Annotated in this window: 20 protein-coding genes; 4 read left to right on the forward strand and 16 right to left on the reverse strand. The window is 35.7% G+C overall.

Features of this window, described 5'->3' with window-relative positions; all coding sequences use genetic code 11:
- Positions 1-289 precede the first annotated feature (289 nt).
- Both ABNX05_RS04110 and ABNX05_RS04115 read right to left on the reverse strand, forming a co-directional pair.
- Complete coding sequence (locus ABNX05_RS04110; protein WP_349658553.1) at positions 290-1,306, reverse strand: inorganic phosphate transporter; 1,017 nt, start codon at positions 1,304-1,306, stop codon at positions 290-292.
- 15 nt (positions 1,307-1,321) lie between these two features.
- Complete coding sequence (locus tag ABNX05_RS04115) at positions 1,322-1,942, reverse strand: DUF47 domain-containing protein (RefSeq protein ID WP_349658851.1); 621 nt, start codon at positions 1,940-1,942, stop codon at positions 1,322-1,324.
- 412 nt (positions 1,943-2,354) lie between these two features.
- Between ABNX05_RS04115 and ABNX05_RS04120 the strand changes: the two genes are divergently transcribed.
- The 3 genes from ABNX05_RS04120 (at position 2,355) to ABNX05_RS04130 (ending at position 5,770) form a co-directional block, all read left to right on the forward strand.
- Positions 2,355-3,122, forward strand: coding sequence for a sulfite exporter TauE/SafE family protein (locus tag ABNX05_RS04120; RefSeq protein ID WP_349658554.1), 768 nt, complete (start codon positions 2,355-2,357; stop codon positions 3,120-3,122).
- 122 nt (positions 3,123-3,244) lie between these two features.
- On the forward strand, positions 3,245-4,627 hold the full coding sequence (nhaC, locus tag ABNX05_RS04125; protein ID WP_349658555.1) for a Na+/H+ antiporter NhaC: 1,383 nt from the start codon (positions 3,245-3,247) through the stop codon (positions 4,625-4,627).
- A 327-nt stretch (positions 4,628-4,954) separates the two neighbouring features.
- Positions 4,955-5,770 carry a stalk domain-containing protein gene (locus tag ABNX05_RS04130; RefSeq protein WP_349658556.1) on the forward strand — a complete coding sequence of 272 codons (816 nt, stop codon included), beginning with the start codon at positions 4,955-4,957 and terminating at the stop codon, positions 5,768-5,770.
- 500 nt (positions 5,771-6,270) lie between these two features.
- Here the strand turns inward: ABNX05_RS04130 and ABNX05_RS04135 are convergent, their stop codons facing one another.
- Complete coding sequence (locus ABNX05_RS04135; RefSeq protein ID WP_349658557.1) at positions 6,271-7,227, reverse strand: LCP family protein; 957 nt, start codon at positions 7,225-7,227, stop codon at positions 6,271-6,273.
- 27 nt (positions 7,228-7,254) lie between these two features.
- Positions 7,255-7,899 carry a helix-turn-helix domain-containing protein gene (locus ABNX05_RS04140; protein ID WP_349658558.1) on the reverse strand — a complete coding sequence of 215 codons (645 nt, stop codon included), beginning with the start codon at positions 7,897-7,899 and terminating at the stop codon, positions 7,255-7,257.
- A gap of 918 nt (positions 7,900-8,817) precedes the next feature.
- Between ABNX05_RS04140 and ABNX05_RS04145 the strand changes: the two genes are divergently transcribed.
- Positions 8,818-10,281, forward strand: a complete 1,464-nt coding sequence (locus tag ABNX05_RS04145) for a copper amine oxidase N-terminal domain-containing protein (RefSeq protein WP_349658559.1) — start codon at positions 8,818-8,820, stop codon at positions 10,279-10,281.
- A 166-nt stretch (positions 10,282-10,447) separates the two neighbouring features.
- Here the strand turns inward: ABNX05_RS04145 and ABNX05_RS04150 are convergent, their stop codons facing one another.
- The 12 genes from ABNX05_RS04150 to nagE form a co-directional block, all read right to left on the reverse strand.
- On the reverse strand, positions 10,448-10,789 hold the full coding sequence (locus tag ABNX05_RS04150) for a nitrite reductase (protein WP_349658560.1): 342 nt from the start codon (positions 10,787-10,789) through the stop codon (positions 10,448-10,450).
- A 169-nt stretch (positions 10,790-10,958) separates the two neighbouring features.
- On the reverse strand, positions 10,959-12,524 hold the full coding sequence (locus ABNX05_RS04155; protein ID WP_349658561.1) for a leucine-rich repeat domain-containing protein: 1,566 nt from the start codon (positions 12,522-12,524) through the stop codon (positions 10,959-10,961).
- A gap of 378 nt (positions 12,525-12,902) precedes the next feature.
- Positions 12,903-13,853 carry a sensor domain-containing diguanylate cyclase gene (locus ABNX05_RS04160; protein ID WP_349658562.1) on the reverse strand — a complete coding sequence of 317 codons (951 nt, stop codon included), beginning with the start codon at positions 13,851-13,853 and terminating at the stop codon, positions 12,903-12,905.
- A gap of 524 nt (positions 13,854-14,377) precedes the next feature.
- Positions 14,378-14,662, reverse strand: coding sequence for a hypothetical protein (locus ABNX05_RS04165; RefSeq protein ID WP_349658563.1), 285 nt, complete (start codon positions 14,660-14,662; stop codon positions 14,378-14,380).
- 1,028 nt (positions 14,663-15,690) lie between these two features.
- Positions 15,691-16,104, reverse strand: a complete 414-nt coding sequence (locus ABNX05_RS04170) for a GNAT family N-acetyltransferase (RefSeq protein ID WP_349658852.1) — start codon at positions 16,102-16,104, stop codon at positions 15,691-15,693.
- A 213-nt stretch (positions 16,105-16,317) separates the two neighbouring features.
- Entirely contained in the window at positions 16,318-16,641 is a 324-nt protein-coding gene (locus tag ABNX05_RS04175) for a YnfA family protein (protein ID WP_349658853.1), read from the reverse strand.
- A 207-nt stretch (positions 16,642-16,848) separates the two neighbouring features.
- The gene (locus ABNX05_RS04180; protein ID WP_349658564.1) at positions 16,849-17,586 is read right to left on the reverse strand and encodes an urease accessory protein UreH domain-containing protein; all 738 of its coding nucleotides are present in this window, start codon (positions 17,584-17,586) and stop codon (positions 16,849-16,851) included.
- Between the two features lie 347 nt (positions 17,587-17,933).
- The gene (ptsP, locus tag ABNX05_RS04185; RefSeq protein WP_349658565.1) at positions 17,934-19,643 is read right to left on the reverse strand and encodes a phosphoenolpyruvate--protein phosphotransferase; all 1,710 of its coding nucleotides are present in this window, start codon (positions 19,641-19,643) and stop codon (positions 17,934-17,936) included.
- Entirely contained in the window at positions 19,640-19,906 is a 267-nt protein-coding gene (locus tag ABNX05_RS04190) for an HPr family phosphocarrier protein (RefSeq protein WP_349658566.1), read from the reverse strand. The genes ptsP and ABNX05_RS04190 overlap by 4 nt, the downstream gene beginning before the upstream one ends.
- Positions 19,903-20,607, reverse strand: a complete 705-nt coding sequence (locus tag ABNX05_RS04195) for a glucosamine-6-phosphate deaminase (protein WP_349658567.1) — start codon at positions 20,605-20,607, stop codon at positions 19,903-19,905. The genes ABNX05_RS04190 and ABNX05_RS04195 overlap by 4 nt, the downstream gene beginning before the upstream one ends.
- A 45-nt stretch (positions 20,608-20,652) precedes the next feature.
- Positions 20,653-21,798: an N-acetylglucosamine-6-phosphate deacetylase gene (gene nagA, locus ABNX05_RS04200; RefSeq protein ID WP_349658568.1), complete on the reverse strand. Its 1,146-nt coding sequence runs from the start codon at positions 21,796-21,798 to the stop codon at positions 20,653-20,655.
- Between the two features lie 206 nt (positions 21,799-22,004).
- Positions 22,005-23,951 carry an N-acetylglucosamine-specific PTS transporter subunit IIBC gene (gene nagE / locus ABNX05_RS04205; RefSeq protein ID WP_349658569.1) on the reverse strand — a complete coding sequence of 649 codons (1,947 nt, stop codon included), beginning with the start codon at positions 23,949-23,951 and terminating at the stop codon, positions 22,005-22,007.
- Positions 23,952-24,168: the final 217 nt, after the last annotated feature.

The raw sequence follows: 24,168 nt of genomic DNA on the forward strand, positions 1-24,168 counted from the left end.
TCGCTCTGCCCATTCTATCCGTCGCCTGCATTTCTTTCCGTCGCTTCGGGCGGGGCTTCCGTCACTTCGCCCGTTCTTTCCGTCGCTCTGCCCGGTCTATCCGTCGACTGCATTTCTTTCCGTCGCTCTGGGCTGCCTTTCCGTCACTTCGCCTTTTCTTTCCGTCGCTTAGCCCTGCCTTTCCGCCACTGTAGCTGGACTATCCCTCGCTTCGCCTTTCAATCCATCAATCCTACCAATAAATCAAATAAAAAAGGAATGCACGCAATATGTGCATTCCCTCATTATGTTAGAAAAATAAACTTAATATATAGTAAATAGCTGCAGCCATGACTGCGGAAATTGGCATTGTGATTACCCATGTTGTTACAATTTTCCGTGCCATGCCCCATTTAACACCTTTTACACGATGTGCTGTACCTACACCCATAATAGATGAAGAAATAACATGTGTTGTAGATACTGGCAAGTGAATCAATGTCGCACCGAAAATGATGGATGCAGAAGCAAGGTCTGCTGCAACTCCATTTACTGGACGGATTTTCATGATCTTACCACCGACTGTTTTGATGATTTTATAACCACCTACAGAAGTACCAAGACCCATTGCCAATGCTGCTGCAAAACGTACCCAGAAAGGAATATCATCTGTATGATGTAAGCCTCCTGCAATTAAAGCAAGCGTAATAATACCCATTGCTTTTTGCGCATCGTTAGTACCGTGAGTAAATGATTGTAAAGCTGCTGTACCAATTTGCATTGTCCGGAAGCCTTTATTCGTTCGATATAAATTCATATCTTTAAATATTACTTTCAATAAAGTCATCATTAAAAAACCAGCTGCAAACGCAAGTAATGGCGAGAAGATAAGTGCCTGAAGGATTTTTATAAAGCCGCTATAGTTCAATACATTGAAGCCTGCCGCTGCAATAGCAGCACCTGCCACAGAACCAATCAAAGTATGCGATGAACTAGACGGAATTCCAAAGTACCACGTGACTAAGTTCCATGTGATTGCTGATAATAATGCCGCTAAAATAACGACAGAACCTGTAGTATCTCCAATATAAGAATTTAAGCTGAACGGGTCAACAATATCCTTTGTTAAAGCTTTCGCTACCCCAACGAATGTAATAGCTCCAATGAAGTTCATAACCGCAGCCATATATACTGCTGTACGTGGCTTCAATGCCCTTGTTGATACAGAAGTTGCGATCGCGTTGGCTGTATCATGGAAGCCGTTAATAAAGTCGAACACAAGTGCAAATATAACGACTAATATTGTTATCAGTAGTATCGTATCCATTTCGTACTCTCCATCTTACGCGTTACGCATAATTATTGTTTCAATTGTATTTGCTACTGTTTGACAGCTGTCTGCTATATCTTCAAATTGTTCGTAAATACTTTTAAACACCATGATGCGCATTGGATCCTTTTCTTGAATAAATAATTGCTTCATTGAAGAACGGAAAATTTCATCACATTCACGCTCATAGTCCTTAATTTGAATAGCATGTTTACGCATTTCAACAAGCTTTTTACTATTTAATAGCTCCATTGCTTGGACCATTTCATCTGTGCTTTTCGCAATATATGTTAAGAATTGGCGCATCGGCTCTGTCACTTCTGTTAAATTATACATATCAAAATGAGCAATACAGCCTTCCATGCCATCAATAACATCATCTAATTTATTGGCAAGTGCTAAAATATCCTCACGCTCAATTGGTGTCATAAATGACTTATTTAACATTACAATAAGTTCGTGAATTAATTTATCTCCACTTGTTTCATAGTCCTTCATTGTGTCTGCGATTTCTTTTAGTCCATCTATATTTTGAATACGTGCATTATGCGCATAATAAATACCTTCTTTGACGTTTTTAGAAATATTTAATAATGCTTTAAAAAATGGATCTTGCTTGTTTGAGTTGAACATCATGTTCCTCCTGTTGAATGAATATTGTCGATTTCTGCAATCATCATAACAAAACTTTCACATACTTCTACAGATTTTTAAACATAAACGAGTTGAATTTACAAAAATGTAATATAAAATTCGCCACAATTATTTCTAGGTACTTTTCCAAGTTGAAAACGTTGGAAACTCGATAACAAAAATGAACGATTTTTCTTTAAATATACCCATTTTTTCTTTTATTTTTATAAAAATACTTGAAAAACTTTTTTCCCTTCTATTTTTTTCATCTTTATAAATGTTAAGGAATTGTAAACGAAATTTACATTAGAAATGAAAAACTCCATTGTCATTTATTACAATTCGCAGTACTGTTATAAGAAAAGTGTAACTTACACAATATGCGTTAAAGAAGGTTGTGAGTATCATACATATGGACATCGATTTACTATCACTTGTAATACTTTTAGTACTCGGCTTTATCGCATCCTTTTTAAATGCGATTGTCGGTGGCGGAGGGTTAATTTCATTACCTGCGCTTATGGCGGTTGGTTTACCGCCAAGTACAGCGATTGCCACAAACAAACTCGCCAATACAATTAGCAACGGGACTAGCATGTTAACTTTTTTACGAGCTGGCAAGGTCGATGTAAAAAAGAATCGAAAAATAATACCTTTTATTTTTATTGGTTCGTTCATTGGTGCCTATACTGTGCATCTTGTATCACCGGCTATTTTAAAGCCTCTAATGCTTGTTATGCTCGTCCTTGTTACCACTTATACGGTTTTTAAAAAAGATTGGGGACAGCAATCTGAAGAGCGGATATTAAGTACTAGAAAGAAAATCATCTTTGTTGGCGTTTTTGCAGCTGTTGGCTTTTACGATGGTTTCTTCGGACCTGGCACTGGTTCTTTTTTTATTTTCATTTTATTAATGATGGGCAATGATTTCTTGCAGGCCTCCGGTAATGCTAAAGCCTTTAATTTCACATCGAACTTAGCTGCACTGGCTATGTTTTTACTATTAGGAAAAGTTAATTTTTTATACGGTCTTCCTATGGGCTTTGTCATGATCTTTGGTGCTATATTGGGTTCAAAATTTGCACTGAAGCGTGGGACAAAAATGATGCGTATTATTTTTATCATCATGACTTGTACATTAATTGTCAAAAATGCATGGGATTATTTCATCACCCACTAAGTAAAATACTACCAATTTCATTAATGAAAATTATCAGCCAATTGACAAAAATTATTAGCGTGCTATAATTCTTTTAGGCTTCACCGCGTTGAAGCGAAGAAGTAACTAGTAGGAGGATTAGCATGTTTCGAATTGAAGCAAAGAGTAACCCTCGATTTATCGAGGCAAGCTTTATTATACTTTTAATTATTGCCGTGATGGCATACAGTATTGGGTATTTAAAGGCGACACCCCATATACCTATTTTTCTTGTCATTTCACTTTTAATTGCCTATGGATTACTAAAGAAAGTTCCGTTCCGTGAGCTTGAAACTGGTATGGTTGCTGGTGCAAGTGCTGGACTTGGGGCAGTTTTTATTTTCTTCTTTATCGGTATTTTAATTTCTAGTTGGATTATGGGTGGCACAATTCCAACACTTATCTACTATGGCTTTTTAACTGTTTCACCAAGCTTTTTCTTTGCCATCGTATTTTTAATTTGTAGTATCGTCGGTGTATCAGTTGGGAGTTCTTTAACGACTGTTGCGACAGTGGGCGTTGCTTTTATGGGGATTGCTGGTGCAATGGACATCTCTTTAGCTATAACGGCTGGTGCGATTGTTTCCGGTGCTTTCTTTGGGGATAAAATGTCTCCCCTATCGGATACAACAAATCTTGCATCTGGTACAGTTGGTGTTGATCTTTTCGAGCATATTAAAAATATGGGTTGGACAACGATTCCAGCTTTCGTGATCTCATTCGTCCTTTATGCAATCATATCGCCAACAGGAGGAAATACTTCATTTGAAACAGTTGAGCTATTTAAAGAAGGCTTACTGTCAACTGGACTTATTCATTGGTATACATTATTACCAATTGCCGTTCTCGTTATTATGACTTTTTATAAAGCACCTGCACTTATCACACTCGCAGTTGTCTCCATTCTTGGTGTCGGACTTGCCTACATACAAGAACCGATTGCTTTATCGAATGTCTTTAAAATCCTTTTTGAAGGCTATGTATCTACTACGGGATATAAAGATGTTGATGCACTACTGTCTCGTGGAGGTATGAACAGTATGCTATTTACAATTGCCTTAGTCTTATTAGCATTAACAATGGGCGGTCTACTATTTACGCTCGGCATTATTCAAAGTATTTTAGCGAAGGTCGAAAGCTTCTTTAAAAGCGCTGGCTCTGTTATTACGGGTGCTGCCATTACTGGGATCGGTGTGAACACATTAATTGGTGAGCAATATTTATCTATCCTACTAACGGGTGAAGCTTTTAAAGCACAGTTTGCAAAGGTTGGACTTGCCCCTAAAAACCTTTCCCGAGTTATGGAGGACGCAGGGACTGTAGTCAATCCTCTTATTCCGTGGAGTGTTTGTGGTATTTTTATTGCTAGTGTACTAGATATACCAACAACATCTTACCTGCCATTTACCTTCTTCTGTCTACTCGGACCAATTTTGACGATCCTCTTTGGTTGGAGCGGTAAAACATTAACAAAGCTTGAAAAATAACTTTGGTAGCTGATGATTCATTCATCAGCTACCTTTTTTCAAATTGATATCGTTGATTACTAGATTGATAGACATAAAATAATGATAATTCATTCCATAATCCACAATAGTGTCCAACATAAACCTTTACTCCTAATACGCATGTTATAAAACCAGTAAAAATCTATTAAAAAAATGGGTTAATTTCCTTTACATTCGTTTTATACTAGTATAATATGTTTATTTAAGGGTAAATTTGGAAAACCGAGAAGTCACAAAAATTAGATCAAAAAAATTAACTAGCAATCAAATTATTCAATCAGTTAGTCATTAGAAGGAGAGAATACTATGAATAAGATTTTTAAATCTTTTATAATTGCTATGATATGCATCGTTACATTTAGTTTACAAGGACATAATGCTTCTGCCTACTCTGGCATCGATGTATACGTAGCAAACGGACAAACACAAAGCTATCACAGTGATGCAATTATTCAAGATGGCGTAACGCTAGTACCACTGCGAGGCGTATTTGAAACATTAGGCGCAACAGTAAACTGGAATGCGAAAGATAAAACGATTACAGCGAAAAATAGTACGAAAACGGTTTTGCTAATGGTCGGTTCGAAAAAAGCAAAAATTAACGGCACCCCATTAGCTGTGTCAGTAGCACCGATTATAAAATCAGGGACAACATTAGTGCCATTACGCTTTATTAGCGAAGCATTAGGTGCGACAGTTTCTTGGGATCAAGATTCACATGATGTATCAATTTATGCAAAAGGATCTTTGCAAGTAGAACGCTCACATTGGTTAGGCTATTACGGTAATTCAGGCTTTTCAGGATCAGGTGTAATAACATCACTTCGTATTGATAAAGTAACACCGACAAAAATTAAATTTACATCTGTTAATGGCATTCGCTATGACCCTACAAATGGAAAATTATTTGGCTACCAAATGCCATGGCATTTTAAGTATACAACACGTGACGCACAGCTAATTACTGATGATGTGGCATCATATGAGGTAAATGGCTGCTCATTTGATTTAGTTAAATATGATGATGCTATCCATATCGAAAATATGTACGGCTCTTGCAATCATTTAGGCCTTGCCGAATATGAAGGCGAATATACAGAATATCGAAAGGTAGAAATGTAAAAGTTTAGCACTTACAAAAAGCCAACGGAGGCATCCTAACATTAAATTTAGGAATGCCTCCTTTTATTATGTTTTTATACCAATCAATAAAATTCTTCTTTTTGAAATAAATTCTCTCTGTATCTTAATTTAAAATCCACAAACGTAGGCGCAAACTAACTTCCCCTTCTATGTGAATAAACCGCGCTTACTTATGATACGGTTCATCGAAACTAATATTAAATTGATGTTTTCACTATCTAAATGATTAAAATATGACTTTATTTCAAAATTTGGAGGACGCTTATTAAATTTGCTTGAACAAAAAATGAAAGAATTTTAGATATGTAGCATTAGTGGTTTAACTCATCCGTTAATATGAGAATTTTCACGAAAAATGTTAAGTAATTTGCAGATAAAAAAATCTCCATAACCTATAAAACAACAAAAAGAGTATGCTTTGAAAAACTGTTCAAAACATACTCTAATTTTATTGTGTTGCTAACTTGATACCTTTTCACTTAAGATGAAATTCCGTCTGTCTTAGCTATTTTTTCACTGTCCTTCGATGATAAAAACTCCTCTAACGCCTGTTTGTTCTTATCTAAGTTAATATCTAAAACATCTCCTACATTCGTACGTTTATCTTCAAAAGAATTTGCAACTGGAATTCGTAAAGTGTCCATACTAGATTTTCCATTTACGATCCCTTTTCCAATGGTAAGGATTGTTTTATTATCAACATTTGTATCAAAGTATGAATCTGCAACACCAAGTAATTTTGGCAAATTCATTAAGCTTGAAACACCGATTTGTTCTTTAACCTTTGTCAAAACCTCTTGTTGGCGTTCCACTCGCCCAAAATCACTTAAACGGTCGTGGCGGAATCGTACATAGCCTAATAACCCGGCACCATGTAAAGTTTGTTTTCCAGGATGTAAGGTCATACCAATTCCATAGGACATTTCATATGGAATATCAACTTCAATTCCATCCGGTGCTAAAAGGTCAATAATTTTAGGGAATCCTTTAAAATCCGCGATAGCGTAGTAATTAACATCAATATCAAAATTTTGCTTAATTGTTTTCCTTACAAGTTCAGGACCTCCAAAGGCAAAAGCAGAATTTATTTTATTCTTTCCGTGCCCTGGGATGTCAACATACGTATCTCTCATGATAGAAATTAGTTTTACATCATTCGTCGTTTGGTCATAGTGTGCAATCATTAACGAATCCGATCTACCATCCTCGTCCCTAGCGTCACTTCCCAGTAATAGCACATTAATCTGACCAAATTGCACATCTGCACCTTCAAATGGGTCATACGCCTTTTGGTCATCTTTATAAAGACCATCGTCTGCCATAGCCAAACCGCTCCTGTATTGATAAACCCCATAAATAATCCCTGCTACGATAACCAATGCGAATGTTAAGAACACATTCCTTAACCATTTACGGCTCTTTTTGCTTTTTTTCATCCATATCCACCTATCATTAACGCTAAATTATATTTTTAGTAATGCCTTTGAAGTTAGTTGTACAGCTATTGCATCGTCTAAATAACCAACAGCAAATAGATAATCAGGTATAACATCTACTGGAATAATAAAATACAATAATGTACTTCCAATTACAGTTAGTTCAAAAATTGTGCCCTTTCCTAATGAGAATTTCTCATATAACTCTTTTAATTTGCTTATAAACGGACCTATGCTACCTACACTCTTAATTTTTTCATCAAAATCCTTATGAATCGAACTTTTACCTTCTTCTGTTTGCGCATATAATCCATAGCTTTCTAGTTTCTGTTCAACATGTGCTACCGAAAATTCATCATCATAAACATTTGAAGATTTAAGTAGAGCCTGTATTGCGTCAACAGACGTATGCATATCTGAATCTGACTCTTCTTGTCTCTGTTCTATAGCATAACCTGCTGCTTCAAAAAGATTGATTAACGGAACGCCAAGGCAGTCAGCAAATTTTTCTAAATGTTGTGGGGTCGCTTTTCTCTTTCCATTTATTATCCGTGAAATCGTAGCTGTATCGATTCCAGTGAGTTCACTAAACTTCCGCATAGATAATGAACGTTCTTTTAATAATTCTCTCAGCAATACACCAAGAGTAATACTGTTTCTCTCCTCAGCCATCTTTGATTCCTCCTTCTTACTGTGACTAACATACATTAAACAGTTGTATATAAAATTATCATTATCAAGAAGTTTATTATCATGTTGACATTTTGTCAACATTCAAGATAAATTCTACCCATTTGCGTCCAGTTTCGACCTTATGATTGCACAAAGATCTCCTGCTGAAAGAAGTTAAAAGAACGCTGCAAAAGCAATTATTAACAAAATTACTCTACTAACAATTGTTCCAAATTACCCTACAGTGAATGTACTATTCGAACACCCGCTACTTTACTTCATAACCTGACCCCTAACCAAACTGTAATAAAACTACCGATTGCAGCAGTTATTGAGATGGCAAGCGGTAATTGAGCCAGTCACTGTACCACATCCCTTATTTTATATTTATCCAAAAAACGTTGACAAAAAAACAATAAGAACTTAGTTACACAATACAAAGTACTAAAAAAACTTTGAAAAATATTGGATCATCACCATAACATGAGGGTGAATTTTTTTGTGTGAACAATGGAATTTGTTTAGCCGGGACTGGTACTGGTACCACTCCAAAGCAAACAAAATTAAGGACGCCGAAAATACCTAACGAAATAATCATCTATTCGCAAGGTTGGGTTGGATATAACCAATTTTGATCCACCATATATTTAGGGTATAAAGTCGCTAGAGTTGTCCATCTATAATAAACTGCCGCAAAAAATTTACTATACTACTACATAGTTCATGAATATTCACCAATAATTACCTAAAAATAATATTTATAGCAATTCCATAAAGTTGAAATTTAATTCCCATCAGCTATTTAATATTTTTACTTTAAGATATAATTCTTTAATACTAGGTTAATTTATCCTTTTGTTGATATTATAGTTATTTATTTGTATAATAATACAATATTATTTTAAAGGAGTGTCATTATTGAAAAAACATATTTTAAGTTTATTTCTTGTGATGTTTGCTATGGTTGGATTCGCTTCAACAAGTTATGCATCAGATACGATTTATTTAGAATCTGGCAACACACATTCAAACACACTAACATCTTCAAAAGAATCACAGTGGTATCAAATTAATACTACGCAAGATAATAGCGATGTTAATATTTATTTAGAAAATACAACTGCTCCAATCAATTTCTCTCTATATGATAGTAATAAAAATTTTATTGGTATAATTGCTTGGAATGTCTCATCTTCTTTCAAAACTTTAAAAGCTGGTACATACTATATTGAAGTTTATGCTTCCAATTGGGGTGATAGCTATTCTAGCGGTTCTTATGAAATTAAAGCGGTGTATAGTAGTGGAAATGTAACGCATGATTCGACTACATTTGAACCTAATGATACGCGTGAAAATGCTTTCCCTATTCAGTCAGGAAAAAAGATTTCTTCTTTAATTTCAAATAAAAATGATTATGACTTTTATAAATTTACTACGACTGTAGACAATGGTGATGTTAATATTTATTTAGCAAATACATCTGCACCAATCCAATTTGATTTATATGATAGTAATAAAAAATTAATTGCTAGCAATAACTCATCTCTATTTAAATCTTTAAAAGCTGGTACGTATTATATTGAAGTTTATGATTTCAATTGGGATAATCAATACTCTTCTGGTACGTATGATTTAATGGCGACTTATTCTACAAATTCTAAAGAGCACAATCCATCAACATTTGAACCTAATGATACGCGTGAAAATGCTTTCCCTATCAAATCAAATGTTCCAATCAAATCTCAAATTTCAAATAGCGATGATATTGATTTTTATTCAATTACGTTAAATAAAGAAGGAAATGTTAACGTCTCGTTATCCGATACTTCAGCGCCAGCACGAATTACAATTTATGATGCAAATAAGAAATTGTTAGAATATAGCTCACAGTCTTTTTCAAGATATTTAGCAGCCGGCACATACTATATCGAAGTTTACAGTGATTATTGGGCTAATCAATACTCTTCTGGTACGTATACTTTAACTGCTGGTTATCCAAATGCAACAACAAAAAGCAACGAGATTTTATTATATTTAAATAGCAAAACAGCCTATATCAATGGTAAAAGTAAAACACTTGCTGTTGCACCTTTCACTAAAAAAGAAACAACATTAGTTCCTTTACGCTTTGTCAGTGAAGAACTTGGTGCAAAAGTTGACTGGAATTCTAAAACTAATGATATTACAGTACAGTTAAACGGTTCAAAAATCGTATTAAATACGAATAGCTATCTTGTAACTGTTAACGGCAGTTATAAGACACTTCAAGTAAAACCTGAAGTCATTAATGGCACAACATTTGTTCCACTCCGCTTTGTAAGTGAAGCACTTGGTAAAACTGTACTATGGGACGCTAAAAACAAGAGCATTTTAATTAAATAATTACAATAAAAATCTCTAGTAAACAAGGAGCTTACTTTGTTTACTAGAGATTTATTTGATTAGGCATCCGTTAAAAAACCTTGTGTATATTTTTTATAAGCTTCATTTTATCCTTCCTAAACATAAATAAGAATTGTTTAATTACCGTAAAATTCTCCTCACCATATTAACTGGCAGTTTTTTCAACTTTATTTTTCTCTCGCTCTTGAGCAACTTTCTCTAATAGTTGAATAAATTTTTTCTGTTCTTTTTCGCTACTCTTTAGTAGAAAAACATGAATAGAGCTTTCTAAATATTTTCTAACATGCAAATTGATAAAGAAACTGCTATGATGCCTGTCATCTTCATATAACTCATTAAACCATGAAAATAACTTTAGTTTATTAATATTACGGTCGATCTTTCGGGAGTCTAAGCCTTTGTCAGGCGTAAAAACATTTGTTGAAGTTACTATACCTATTAAGCAAATAGCTGCTAATCCTAACCATCTTAGTAGGAACCTTTTCATTATGTGTGAATCTCCATCTATTTATATTTGATATTATGATTAAAGAAAACAGTCTAAAACATTATTAAATCAACGTTTTAGATGGTGCTTTTAAAAACCTTGCCTATCCTTGCTGTCTGTAATGGCAAATTTAAGGGCATCCTCTTGACGGATGCCCTTAAATCAAAACTTATTTTGCTTCATTCTCGAAAATGATGACCATTTTTTTACTACCTAAGTATTCAACGGAAGTATTTAACTGTTCTGAAACGAAGCGTATAGGAACAAAAGTAGTGTTACCTCTTAGAAGTAAAGGAGAGTCAAACATCATCGTTTGCTGGTTAACCTGTACTTGCTTGTTCCCCACTGTCCAACGTATCGATTTTCCGTTTTTTTGGATCGTTACTTCTTTCTTACTTTGGTTCCACCCTACGTTTGCCCCCAACTGCTCTGAAACGAAACGAATTGGCACATAAGTACGATCCATATAAATAAATGGGGCCATCGTATTACGGTAAGCACTGTCGCCCACATATGCTGTAGTGCTTCCAATTATCAGGCGCTGAGTCTTTCTCTGAGACGCTTTAACTTTTTCATAATCACTAATACTGTTCACTTTTAAGAATATTTTGTATGCTTTTGTACCTGGGCTCATGTCCAAGTTGTTGTTATACAGCTCAACCCCACTCTCGTACTCGTAAGAAGTCGAAAATTTAATATCCTGAATGGGTTCTAAATTCCAAATCCGATTGTTGTTCAAATCGAGGGTAACCAGTCTTTTCATATTCCTTAATGATTCCAAATCATAAATCTGATTCGATGATAAGCCCAACCCTATCAAGTCGACTAATTTTGATAAAGGCGCAATATCCTTAATGTTATTATCACTTGCATTGAGTGTACCAAGGTTAACTAATCCTGCTAACGGCTTAATATCAGTAATATTATTGCTGCCAATTATAAGCGATGTTAGGTCGACCAATTTTTCTAGCGGTTTAATATCCGTAATCTTGTTATTGCTAAGTGACAGTGCTTTTAGGTTGAACAACGTCTCTAGCGGTTTAATATCCGTAATCCTGTTATTATTAACTGACAGTGACTTTAAATTGGTAGTCAGCACCCGAAGTGGCGTAAGATCATGAATCTGGTTATAACCAACATACAAATCTGTTAGCTTCCATAAGTTGCTGAGAGGCGCTATATTCTCAATTTTATTATAACTCAAATCTAAAAGATTCAATTCTATGGCATTCGATAGACCTTGGACATTCGAAATGTGATTTCTATCAGCAAAAAGCTGTAGTAGACAGGGAAGTTGTTTCACCGCATCCAAAGATGAGATTTGATTATTTGAAATGTGAAGAGTTTCCAGCTCCTTCATAGCTGACAAATCTTGAATCGAAGAGATTTGGTTATCCGTAAGGTTGAGAATTCGGATCTTTGTAAGCCCCTTCAAAGGTGAGATATCAGCAATGTGATTATAGGATAATTTTAATTGCGTAATATTTGTGGCGTACTCCAATCCTTGCAAATTCTTAATTTCCTTATCTGATAAATTAACGTCCGTAAGGGTCTCTAAATCTGATTTGGTAACCGCTTCTTCGCTAGTTTTTTTCAATAATGATTTAATAGCTGTTTCAAGATTTGGGTCAGCAAAGACCACTTCTTTGCTAGGAGCCTCCTCAGCATAGATTTGTTTTGAAAAGCTCGTACATAACACGATAATAAGTAAAAAAACTGTAAAACGTTTCATCATTCTAACTTCCTCTCTTATAACTTTACTAGGTTGCATTGCTTCGAACTATTGAATATGTACTGGCGGCTTGAAAGTCCGCTATGGAATTATAGCATAAAAATCTTACTTTTCTTTCCCTTCTTGGAACTTTTTTTATAAAAATTTGATAGTCATTAAATTAACAGGTGTGCAGGGATACTCCTAGCGAAGCGGCGATACTGTTGATACTATAAGAGCATCCTACCCCCTTAAAGCATACCTCGAACGTAAATCAATTCCTTCAATAGCAAAAAGCCACCATTTCTCTCTTCAAGAAATGATGACTTTTTATTATGTTCCATACTCTCTTTTCATAAGCGCACTTAGTTATGATGCGGTTTAACTGATCAAAATAAAAAACTAAACCTTTTGCTTTAATAATTTTCTTTCCTTCTTATTTTTATACATCTTCGCATCTGCTTGGCTAAACAACTGCTCCATAACGCCGTAAGAGGAGTTACTATATTCATATCCGATAGATATTTTAATCGATGAGAACGGCAAATCTTTATAGTCTCTTTGCATTTTCATCTCAACATTTTTTAAATATTGCTCGACTTGTAAAACGCTTTTATTTGGAATAAGAATAGAGAATTCATCACCACCGATTCTTGCTATAAACATGTCATTATCTGCATAAGCTTCCAAACAAGCTGCTGTTTCACAAACTAATTTATCTCCCATTTGATGACCGTATTCGTCATTAACCCATTTCAGCTCATCTAAATCTGCTAGGACTACTGTAATCGGCTCGTTGCGTTCGTTAAAATGAGCCATCCTTACTTGAAAAAAATCACGATTATACAAATTTGTTAAGGCGTCATGAGTAGATTTGTACTCTAATTGCTGTTGTAATACGATTTTATCATTAATATTTCTAAATAAACCTTGTATAGCTACAAACTTGCCGTCCTTATAAACAGGTGTAGCATATTCTTCAGACCAAATGTATTCCCCTAGATGATTTCTTAAGCGTACCGTAATAGGCTGGTTAAAATTAAGTGTCCCTACTATTTTCTTTACTAAGATCTCATAATCATCAGGATGGATTATTTCAAAAATTTTATCAGGATCCTGTGTATGATCGTTTAATGCATTTGGACCAAGGAGATTATTGACAGTAGGACTTAAATATAGATATTTCAACTTAGGAACTGTCTCACAGTAATATAAAATATCACGTATATTTTCAACCGATTCCACTAGTGGTTCTAATAACTCTACTTTTTGTTGTAGCTTAGATTTTTGATAATGTAGGCGTATACATATTAGTAAAAGTCCTATTATTATGCCCCCCAAAAAAATCCACATAAAAAAACCACCCTCATATAAATTGTGCAATTTCATTTTCCCGAAAATTACAACTGAATCTATTTCCCAAATTTTTTCAACATAAAGTAAATTATACCTTCATTTTACCTATAACAAAATGCTTATATATTATTTATACAATTCTTCCATATAATATAATAAAAAAATGACTTAATTGAGTAGCTGAACAGGTAAATCAATACTTTAGGTCTTTCATTTTTACTGCACTTAATTATGATACGGTTCTCCGCAATGTGACTAAATGCGGTTTATACACATTAAATAAACTAAAGAAAACCATAAATATTAAGACGAAATTATTCCTAAAAGTACATAATAAAATTCACTTAATGGTTCAAAATAACAAATCTGATTCGATGAAAAGCCAGCTATGTCAAGTGGGCTAATCTCGATAATAGAGCAAGATCCTTAATGTAATTATTACTTGGATTGAGGTCTCCAAGTATAATTAATCATTAATCCTGCTAATCAATCATAATAACCAACGACTTCCTTAGTAAAAACTATTGTAAAATGATAATACCTATGCACCAAAATGGAATTGGTAATAGCAATTGTATAACCATACATATCGCACATATTTTTAAACTTTTCTTAGACATGAATTTATCTCTAACTAAATAATAGATATAGACAACAATATTTGATAAGGTTGCTATAATTGCAGCTCTCATATAAATATTTAGATCATCACTGTAACCAAATAATGACCCAATGACTAATACGGATAAATAAACAATTGTAAATAGTATACCTATAGTATTATTAAATATTGTATATACTTTCATAACATCCCTCCTCAAAATCTAATATTCAAATTCATGAAGATTCCAAACTACTTTCGTTGCTTTTAATAAAATATTTGGAGGAAAAACCACCCCACTTATTTCATGTACGGTTGTTCGTGATAGAACTAAATACAATTTAATGACTGATTTCCATTTTTCATATCCACTGATATATTGAAAATTATTATCACTATCTCTGATCAATCAATCTTCTAAGTCTCTCCTACATATTTATACGCCGTGTATGGTTTTTCTTTGGTAAATTAAGGATAACCTAGATTACCTCTTGTCGCTGTAAAAAATTCAACACCCATCTATAAACTTTAAAAATCAATCGAGTAGGAGGGAGTGATTAACTCCCGACCTCTCACACCACCGTACGTACGGTTCCGTATACGGCGGTTCCACGAAGTCTGACGGACAGCGATTTTGTATCTCCCTGTCCGTTTTGCTTTTCTGTATCTCCTTGCCACTTGTATTCTCAGCCCTCCTAGTGTCTCCTATGGGATTCACCATTTCTTCCACTAAGTAAGTCCTTCTTTGGGTTGTCTGCTTCATCGAACAAGTGAAATTCGAGTTTATTCCACATTCCTTCATGGTTCGGTCCTTCCCCTTCACTCTAAATGTGAAGGGTACTATGACCTCTGCTGACTTCTCATGGTTCTGCTACCTATCGCTAAGTAGGTTACAAAGTGTACTTTGCGGTTCCATCAGACCTCCCCGGGTAAGCGTATGCACTTTCACACCATCTATCCGCCTCATTTACTCGATATGACCTTCGACAGAAAGAACTTTGTGTTGTTATGCACACTCATCCAATCATACCTAGCCTTCTATGAGATTCGTGTTCCTCGGACCGGTGTTTTGCCTCCAGCTTCCTTCAGATTCCGCGTCGCCACGGACACCCTTGCTCTTGGCTAACCTCTACTTCTGTCTTCGGGGTTCGGGACTTACACCCTATAGTTCATATGCATGCCGGGCGCACATAAAAAAACGCTTGGAAAATATCCAAGCGTTTTTCTAACTATTTATTTGTTTGAAATTCCCGACTGCATTTCGTAATTCCTAACGAGCATACCGTTTGATTTGATCATGCCAAACTCTTCATAATAAGGAACTAAGTCATCGTCACAACACAAATCAACCATATAAATATGATCAAGTTCCTTTAACATTTGATTGACTAATTCCTTGCCAATACCTTTTCCTTTATAATCCGGCAAAACTTCAAGAAACGGAATATAAGCAGATAGAATCCCATCGCTAATCGCTGTAATAAATCCAACTACTCGGTTTGTATGATCGTCTAAAGCAATAACTACTTTACTACTGTTTTTTAGTAATTTTAAGTGAGTTTGGGGATTTGGTGGATTCGGCCAATCCACAAAAAAGCCATTCAACATCTCAGAAGAAATTCCATCAAGAGAATTTTTGTATATCATCATATATCAGCTCCTAAATTTTTTTGAAATTTTTAGGTAGATGATACATATCAAAAATAAAGTAGCAAAATTGCGACCTCCAAACTTTTTCGGTATTACTACAAATATTCGATTCAAACTTGAAAAATCCTCTAATATGTTATTTTAAAAAACATTAATGGTATATAGCCTTTTTCAGCTTTAACGTTCTACTTTAATCGCTTCAACAACCTATCATGATCGAGGTAATAAAATCACCATCACACCAATCAAACAAATACCAGCTCCAACCCAATCTAAAGTGTCTGGTTTTTCTCCGTCTATTCCCCAGCCCCACAAAATGGAAAGGACAATAAAGACACCTCTATAGGCAGCATAGACCCTCCCAAATGTTGGGAAGGTCTGAAAAGTAGCGACAACTCCATATAAAGCTAACGCAATTCCGCCTAAAACGCCCCAGTAAAATGGTTTACCTTCTCTTAGCCAAAGCCATATTAAATAGCCGCCTCCAATTTCCCCAATACCCGCGAGGATAAATAATAATGTTGCACCTATCATTTTTTTCACACTTTCTATTCATATTTAAAAAGAAAATTTCTATTTTCTGCTCTATTATACATAAAAGCTCGTTCCCATTAACGAAATCAAAAAAATTCGCTTTTCTCCTGTGCAACCAAAAGCTAAAGGCTGTTTGGAGAAATGCGAAATATTATATATCACTATTTTATTTTTACTATACTTCTCTTCCTTTTACTTTCTTCCACTTTAATACAATCCCCAGTAAGTAATTGTATCCGTTACGCCGATTAGAATAAGAATAACCCCCGCTACGATTTGAATCACTCTTCCCATTTTCATACTTGTACGCATAATAAACCTTTTTGCGTCAAATAAATGAATAAGCCCCAGCATCATTAGAAGTGGCACAGAGGTTGCAATTCCAAAAACGGCCGGTAAAACTACCCCATATGAAGAGGTTATGACAGTAGGCATTAACCATACGAAAAATAGCACAAACATCGTAGGGCAAAATGCAATGGAAAAACTAGCCCCCATCAGAAATGAGCCCAATTTCCCCTCTTTTAAAACAGCAGGAATATTATTAGGGATTCGATTTAAAAATTTTAATTTTAAAACTCCAATTAGAACGAGTCCTGTTATTAGCATGATTGGACCAATCGCTTGACGGAAAATAGGAAAATACTTTGTCATCTCCGTTTCAAAGGACTGACCGAATAGCCAGGCGAATAAACCTATTAAACTAAATACAACGACTTTCCCTAATATGAAGAAGACAATTTCCTGCCAATTGTTTTTCATTTGCAAAGATCGATTTCCATAAAAAGTGATAGCACTCATATTCCCCGTTAATTGACAAGGTGCTAAAGCGCCTACTAATCCAAGAAGAATTGCTATAATGAATGGGGAATGTTCATAGGCGTTTAAAAATACTATAATAGGTTCACTAATAGTTTGACTTATTTTCGACATTAAACTATACATACATACACCTTCTATTTTATAACTTAGCCGCAGAGGTGATTTTATTCCACTTTGTTCCTTCATCTTTCGTTATTTTCCCTGCTTTCATTTTTCCACTCCTCTTAAATTAGTTATGAATTCTGATATTCCCCTAGTATAGAAGGTAAATATGAATAAATGATGCAGATTAACGTAAAAGTTCAATATAATTAATTCTAATTTGCTTACCAGTTTTTCATTCATTATATCGAAATCAATCTTTGTCTTAAATCCATTTCTCATCATTGTACAAAATAAAAAAGCAGTTGAAGATCACCCATTTTCTTAATCTTCAACTACTTATTATCTTGTCTTATGTTTGCAAACAATTAATGAACAGCTTGCTTCACTCTATCTAATATTTCATCAGATGTTGTTAATTGTAATGCTTCTGTTGCTAATGTTCGCATATCCGCTACGGATAAATGTTTAATTAAGGAACGTGTTTTTAAAATGGATGTTGCACTCATTGAAAATTCATCTAGACCTAAACCAAGTAATAGTGGTACAGCATATTCATCCCCTGCCATTTCACCACACATACCAGCCCATTTCTTTTCTTTGTGAGCCGCATCAATGACCATTTTAATCAAACGTAAAATCGCAGGGTTATATGGTTGATATAAATAAGATACTTTTTCATTCATTCGATCCGCTGCCATCGTATATTGAATTAAATCATTTGTACCAATCGAGAAGAAGTCTACTTCTTTCGCAAAAATATCTGCCATCACTGCTGTTGATGGAATTTCAACCATAATGCCAATTTCAATCTCACTTACCTCGACGCCTTTTGCAAGTAGGTTTTCCTTTTCTTCCGAAAGAATCGCTTTCGCGTCACGGAATTCTTGCAATGTCGCAATCATAGGGAACATAATTTTTAAGTTACCGTAATTGGATGCACGTAGTAATGCACGCAATTGTGTACGGAAAATGTCTTGATACTCTAAACATAGACGAATCGCGCGATGACCGAGAAACGGATTCATTTCTTCTTGGAGCGGTAAATATGGTAAGTTTTTATCGCCACCAATATCGAGTGTTCGGATGACAACCGCTTTACCTTCCATTCCTTCTAATACCGTTTTATAGGCCGTAAATTGTTCTTCCTCAGAAGGTAAGTTGTCTCGTCCCATATATAAAAATTCTGTACGATATAAACCGATTCCTTCACCACCGTGACGTAGAACACCTTCTAAATCATTTGGTGACCCAATGTTGGCAGCTAGTTCAACTTGAACACCGTCTTTGGAAATCGTTTTTTCGTTTAGTAATGTTGCCCACTCTGCTTGTTGAGCAGTAAAGTCTTCCGCTTTTTTTCTATAGGTTGCAACCACTTCTTCTGTTGGATTCACAAGTACAACACCTGTTAAACCATCCACGATTAATAAATCACCATCTTGAATAGACTCAACTGCTGTACCTGTCCCTACAACGGCTGGAATTTCTAGTGAACGTGCCATAATGGCAGAGTGTGATGTACGACCACCAATATCCGTTGTAAAGCCAAGTACAAAATTACGGTCCAATTGTGCTGTCTCAGAAGGAGTTAAATCAGTTGCTACAACAATCACCTGTTCATTAATATTGCTTGGATTTGGAATATGTACACCGAGTAGATGCGCTAAAACGCGGTTTGACACGTCTTTAATATCTGCAGCACGCTCACTCATATATTCATTATCCATACCTTCAAATAATGATACAAACATCGTCGAAACTTCATTCAATGCATATTCAGCATTGACAGCTTCTTCGGCAATTTTTTGTTTGATCGGTCCAATTAATTCTGGATCTTTTACGACAAGTAGATGTGCACCGAAAATAGCAGCTTCTTCCGCCCCTAATTTTTCATGCGTTAGCTGTTGAATAGCGGCTAACTCTTCTGCTGATTTGTCAAGCGCGGCCACTAAGCGTTGCTGCTCTGCATCAATATCCTGAATAGTTGTTTTGGCAAACGATAAATCCGGTTGTACTAAACAATATGCTTTTGCAATGGCAATGCCGTCAGACGCGGCAATACCTTTGAGTTGGATCATTGTGCTAGCCCCGTTTCTGAAATTAATTTTGTTAATGCAGTAAACGCTTGTTCTTCATCCTCCCCCTCTACTTGTAATGTAAACATTGAACCTTGTTTTAGGGCTAATCCCATAACTCCTAAAATAGATTTTAAATTGGCTGTTCTTTGTTCTGTCTGTAACTCAATTGAAGAAGCAAATGGTGTTGCTGCTGCTACTAATTGGCTAGCTGGACGTGCGTGAATCCCTAGTGGGTCTATTACTGTAAATTGTTTTGTTTTCATTGTTCATTCTCCTCTTTTTGTAAATCTGTTAATATAATGATATTAGGGTGTTTTGTTAATACACTTGCTGGAACATCTTCTGTATATTCAGATGCAAGAACGCGTTCTAATACATCGCGTTTTGCTTCTCCTACAGCTATTAACAAAATGCACTTAGCGCGCATGATTGATTGAATTCCCATGGTAAATGCTTGGGTTGGAACGTCATCAATTGAATCAAAGAAACGTGCATTCGCTTGACGTGTTGATTCTTCAAGCGTTACAAGATGTGTCAACGAATCAAATGATGTGCCTGGTTCATTAAAGCCGATATGACCGTTTTGTCCGATCCCAAGCAATTGAAAATCTAATGGATGCTGCTGTAATAATGATTCATAGCTTGCCATTTCCTCAGCAGGATTATGAGCTAAACCATTCGGTAAATAAGATTCTTTAAATGGTTTGTTGTGAAATAAATGTTTGTACATATAATATGCGTAACTTTGTTCATGTTTAGCACTAAGTCCAACGTATTCATCCAGGTTGAAGCTAATACAATTCGTAAAATCGATATCAGTTTCACAAATTTTACTATACAACGGCTCCATTGTACCACCTGTAGCTAGACCAAACGTAGTAGCACCTTCATTTTTAGTACTCACAATAATGTCTACTGCACGAGCGTATAAATCTTCTTTTGAAGCAAAGCGTTCCAGTCTCAATTTCCTATTCCCCCTTATTTACTTATTAAACAGGCATACGAAATCTTATGCTTCGTAGATTACTTTTCCAGCCTTTATTGTTTGTTGCAACATTAACTGTTTATCCACAATTACAACATCTGCATCAAATCCTTCTTCGATTTGTCCTTTGTTCGTCAGTTTTAGTTGTTTTGCTGCATTGTAGCTCGACATTTTTACTAGTTCTTCTAACGTGCAGTTCGTGATGAGTTGCATATTCCGTACAGCTTGGTCCATTTTTAATACACTACCAGCAAGGGCTCCATTTGATAAATGCGCTCCACTTTCGGAGACATGAACCATTTGACCACCTAAGTCATAATCTCCATAGGGCATTCCTTTTGCTCGCATTGCATCGGTTATTAAAATAATACCATCTGCTCCTTTTAAACGATATGCCATGTTCACGGCATCCTTGTGCATATGGATAAAATCAACAATGATTTCTGCCTTCATTTCCTCTAATAATAATACGCCACCGACAACACCTGGATCTCGATGATGGAATGGGCGCATTTGGTTGTATAAATGTGTGCCTTGTGTTGCACCATGACGAACCGCTTCTTTCATTTGTTCAAATGTTGCATCAGAATGACCAATTGAAACGACCACTCCGCTATCTGCAATTGCTTGAACGACCTCAAATCCATTTGGTTCTTCTGGCGCCATTGTAATTTGTTTAATTTTATGGGCACTTATGTTTTGCCACTTTGTAAAAACAGCAAAATCAGGTGGTACAACATATTCAAGCGGCTGTGCACCTACACGCTTTTTTGATATAAAAGGGCCTTCTACATGAATACCTAGAAGTTCTGCCTCATCTGGATTTGAAGTAAACTGCGCAATATTTTCAAGAGCACGTTCAATATTTTGATAGCTTTGTGTCATAGTCGTTGCTAAAAAGCCTATTGTACCTTCTTTTGCAAGTGATTTCGCCATTGTATGAAGACCTTCATTCGATGCATCCATCGTGTCCATTTGAGCAGAGCCATGAATATGCATATCTATATAACCAGGGAATAAAAATTTCCCTGTACCATCTATAATTTGCACGTGATCTGCGTCAATTTGCTGCGCAATTTGTGCAATTTTCCCATCCTTCATGAAAACGTCGACACATTCCAGTCGTCCTGTTGCATTAACAACTGTGATGTTACGGATTAATAAATTCATTAAAAACATCTCCTAGGATTGATAGAAGATACTGGCCTAAAAATAGTATGTTTAAAGCGATCCTATCAATGCTCATATTTTGATAAAGCGCTACGAACCGCATAGATTTCTGTGGGACTATGCTTTCCCACAGAAAATTAAGCGGATTTACGATTAGTGCATGCTCATTTTGTTAGATGGACCTTTTTAGACAGCATCCTTTTTTGTTACTTCTTCATCGAAATAATGTTACGTGAACCCGATCGTTGGAAACCAGTTTTTTCAAGTGCAATTTCCTGTCCCATTAAACTTGTGAAAACAACTGGTGTAACGATAGACGGTACTTTGTCTTTAATACTCTCAAAATCAACTTTTAATAATGTATCGCCACGTTTAATTACTTGACCTTCTGTAACCATCGCTTCAAAACCTTCACCATTTAGAGTGACCGTATCTAAACCGACATGAATTAATAGTTCAACACCTGAATCAGATTTTAAGCCAATCGCATGCTTCGTTGGGAAAACCATTACTACTTGACCATCAAATGGCGCATGAACTGTACCATCCTTTGGATGAATACCAAAACCTGGCCCCATTATGCCTGACGAGAATGCATCATCTGGCACGTCAGATAACGGTATTAAATCTCCTGTAATCGGCATTTCAAAATCATTGGAAGGATTTGTTCCTTCTGCTGCTGTTGCCTCTTCACCAGGCGCTTCTTTTTGTACATCTACATTTGAAGGAGCTGGATTCCCTTTTTTCAGGCGATCCTTCATGGCTTCTGCCAAAAACTCTACAGATGTACCGATAATTACTTGTACATTTGTCTTACTTATACGCATAACACCACGTGCGCCCGTTTGTTTTAATGTTTTTTCATCCACCTGATCCGCATCATCAACAGTCATACGAAGACGTGTTGTACAGTAATCAACTTGCTTAATATTTTCTTGTCCACCTAACGCTTCGATTGTACGGAAAGCACGTACATCTAAATCATCAGAAACAGCCGAAGTAACATCTGCCCCTTCTTCATCTTCGTCTTCACGACCAGGTGTTTTTAAATCTAACTTCTTGATTAAGAAATAGAAAACGACAAAGTAAATTGCCCCGAAACCTAATCCCAATGGCAGTAATAGCCATGGACTATCAGCTAAACCAAAGTTTAAAAGATAGTCAATTAAACCTGCAGAAAAGGCAAAACCGTCACGGAATCCAATAATATAGGCAACGGCAAGCGAAATACCTGTTAAAACTGCATGGATCCCATAAAGAACTGGCGATAAAAACATAAATGTAAATTCAATAGGTTCTGTTACACCTGTTAAAAATGCTGTCAATGCGATGGATACGAACATACCACCGACTACTGCACGATTTTTCTTTTTCGCTGCAAAGTACATCGCAAGACACGCTGCTGGTAATCCAAACATCATAATTGGGAAGAAACCTGCTTGGAAATGTCCTGCTGATGGGTCTCCAGCTAAAAATCGATGAATATCTCCTTTAACAAGTTCGCCTGCAGCATTCGTAAATTCACCAAAGTCAAACCAGATGATCGTATTAATAACATGATGTAGACCGACTGGAATTAATAGACGATTTAAGAAGCCATATAACCCAACTCCAAGTGATCCAGCACCGATTAACCAGTTCCCTACTGAATCAATACCACCTTGAATTGGTCCCCATATAACAGCTAAAATACCACCTAAAATCGCCATCGTGATGGACGTTATAATTGGTACAAAACGCCGTCCTCCGAAGAATGACAGCCATTCTGGGAATTTTACATTATAGAATTTGTTATAAAGTAAGCCTGCAGTAATACCTGCAATAATACCACCGAATACACCCATATTCAGGTCTTCATTTACAGATCCTAATACTGCGACTAACACTAGATGTGCAATGGCGCCCGCTAATGCTGCACCACCACTATTATCATGTGCTAGGCCCATCGCGATACCGATCGCAAATATGATAGATAAATTACCTAAAATCGCATCACCAGATGCTGCCATAATACTTGCAATATGCTTAATAACGTCATTTGACACTGCACCAAGCATGTCATCAGAGCCTAAGCGTAACAATATTGCTGCTGCTGGTAATGTAGCGATTGGAAACATTAACGACTTACCGATTTTTTGTAAGAAAGCTAACATTAAATATCCCCCTTTGGTATAGTTGTCTAGACCACTTAATAGAAAAAGCGTTTTCATTAAGTTTGTTATCAATTATATTACCACTCAAATAAAAAATAAACATTATTTTTGAACTGAAGAAAGGAATTCAAAAATTTTAAATCCTATTACACATAAGCATGATTTTTATAGGAACAAAATATAGCCCAATTGGAAGCTTTTCTTCAAGCCAATTGGA

Origin of the sequence: Lysinibacillus zambalensis (genome assembly GCF_040183165.1) — a bacterium.
Taxonomy (GTDB): domain Bacteria; phylum Bacillota; class Bacilli; order Bacillales_A; family Planococcaceae; genus Lysinibacillus; species Lysinibacillus zambalensis.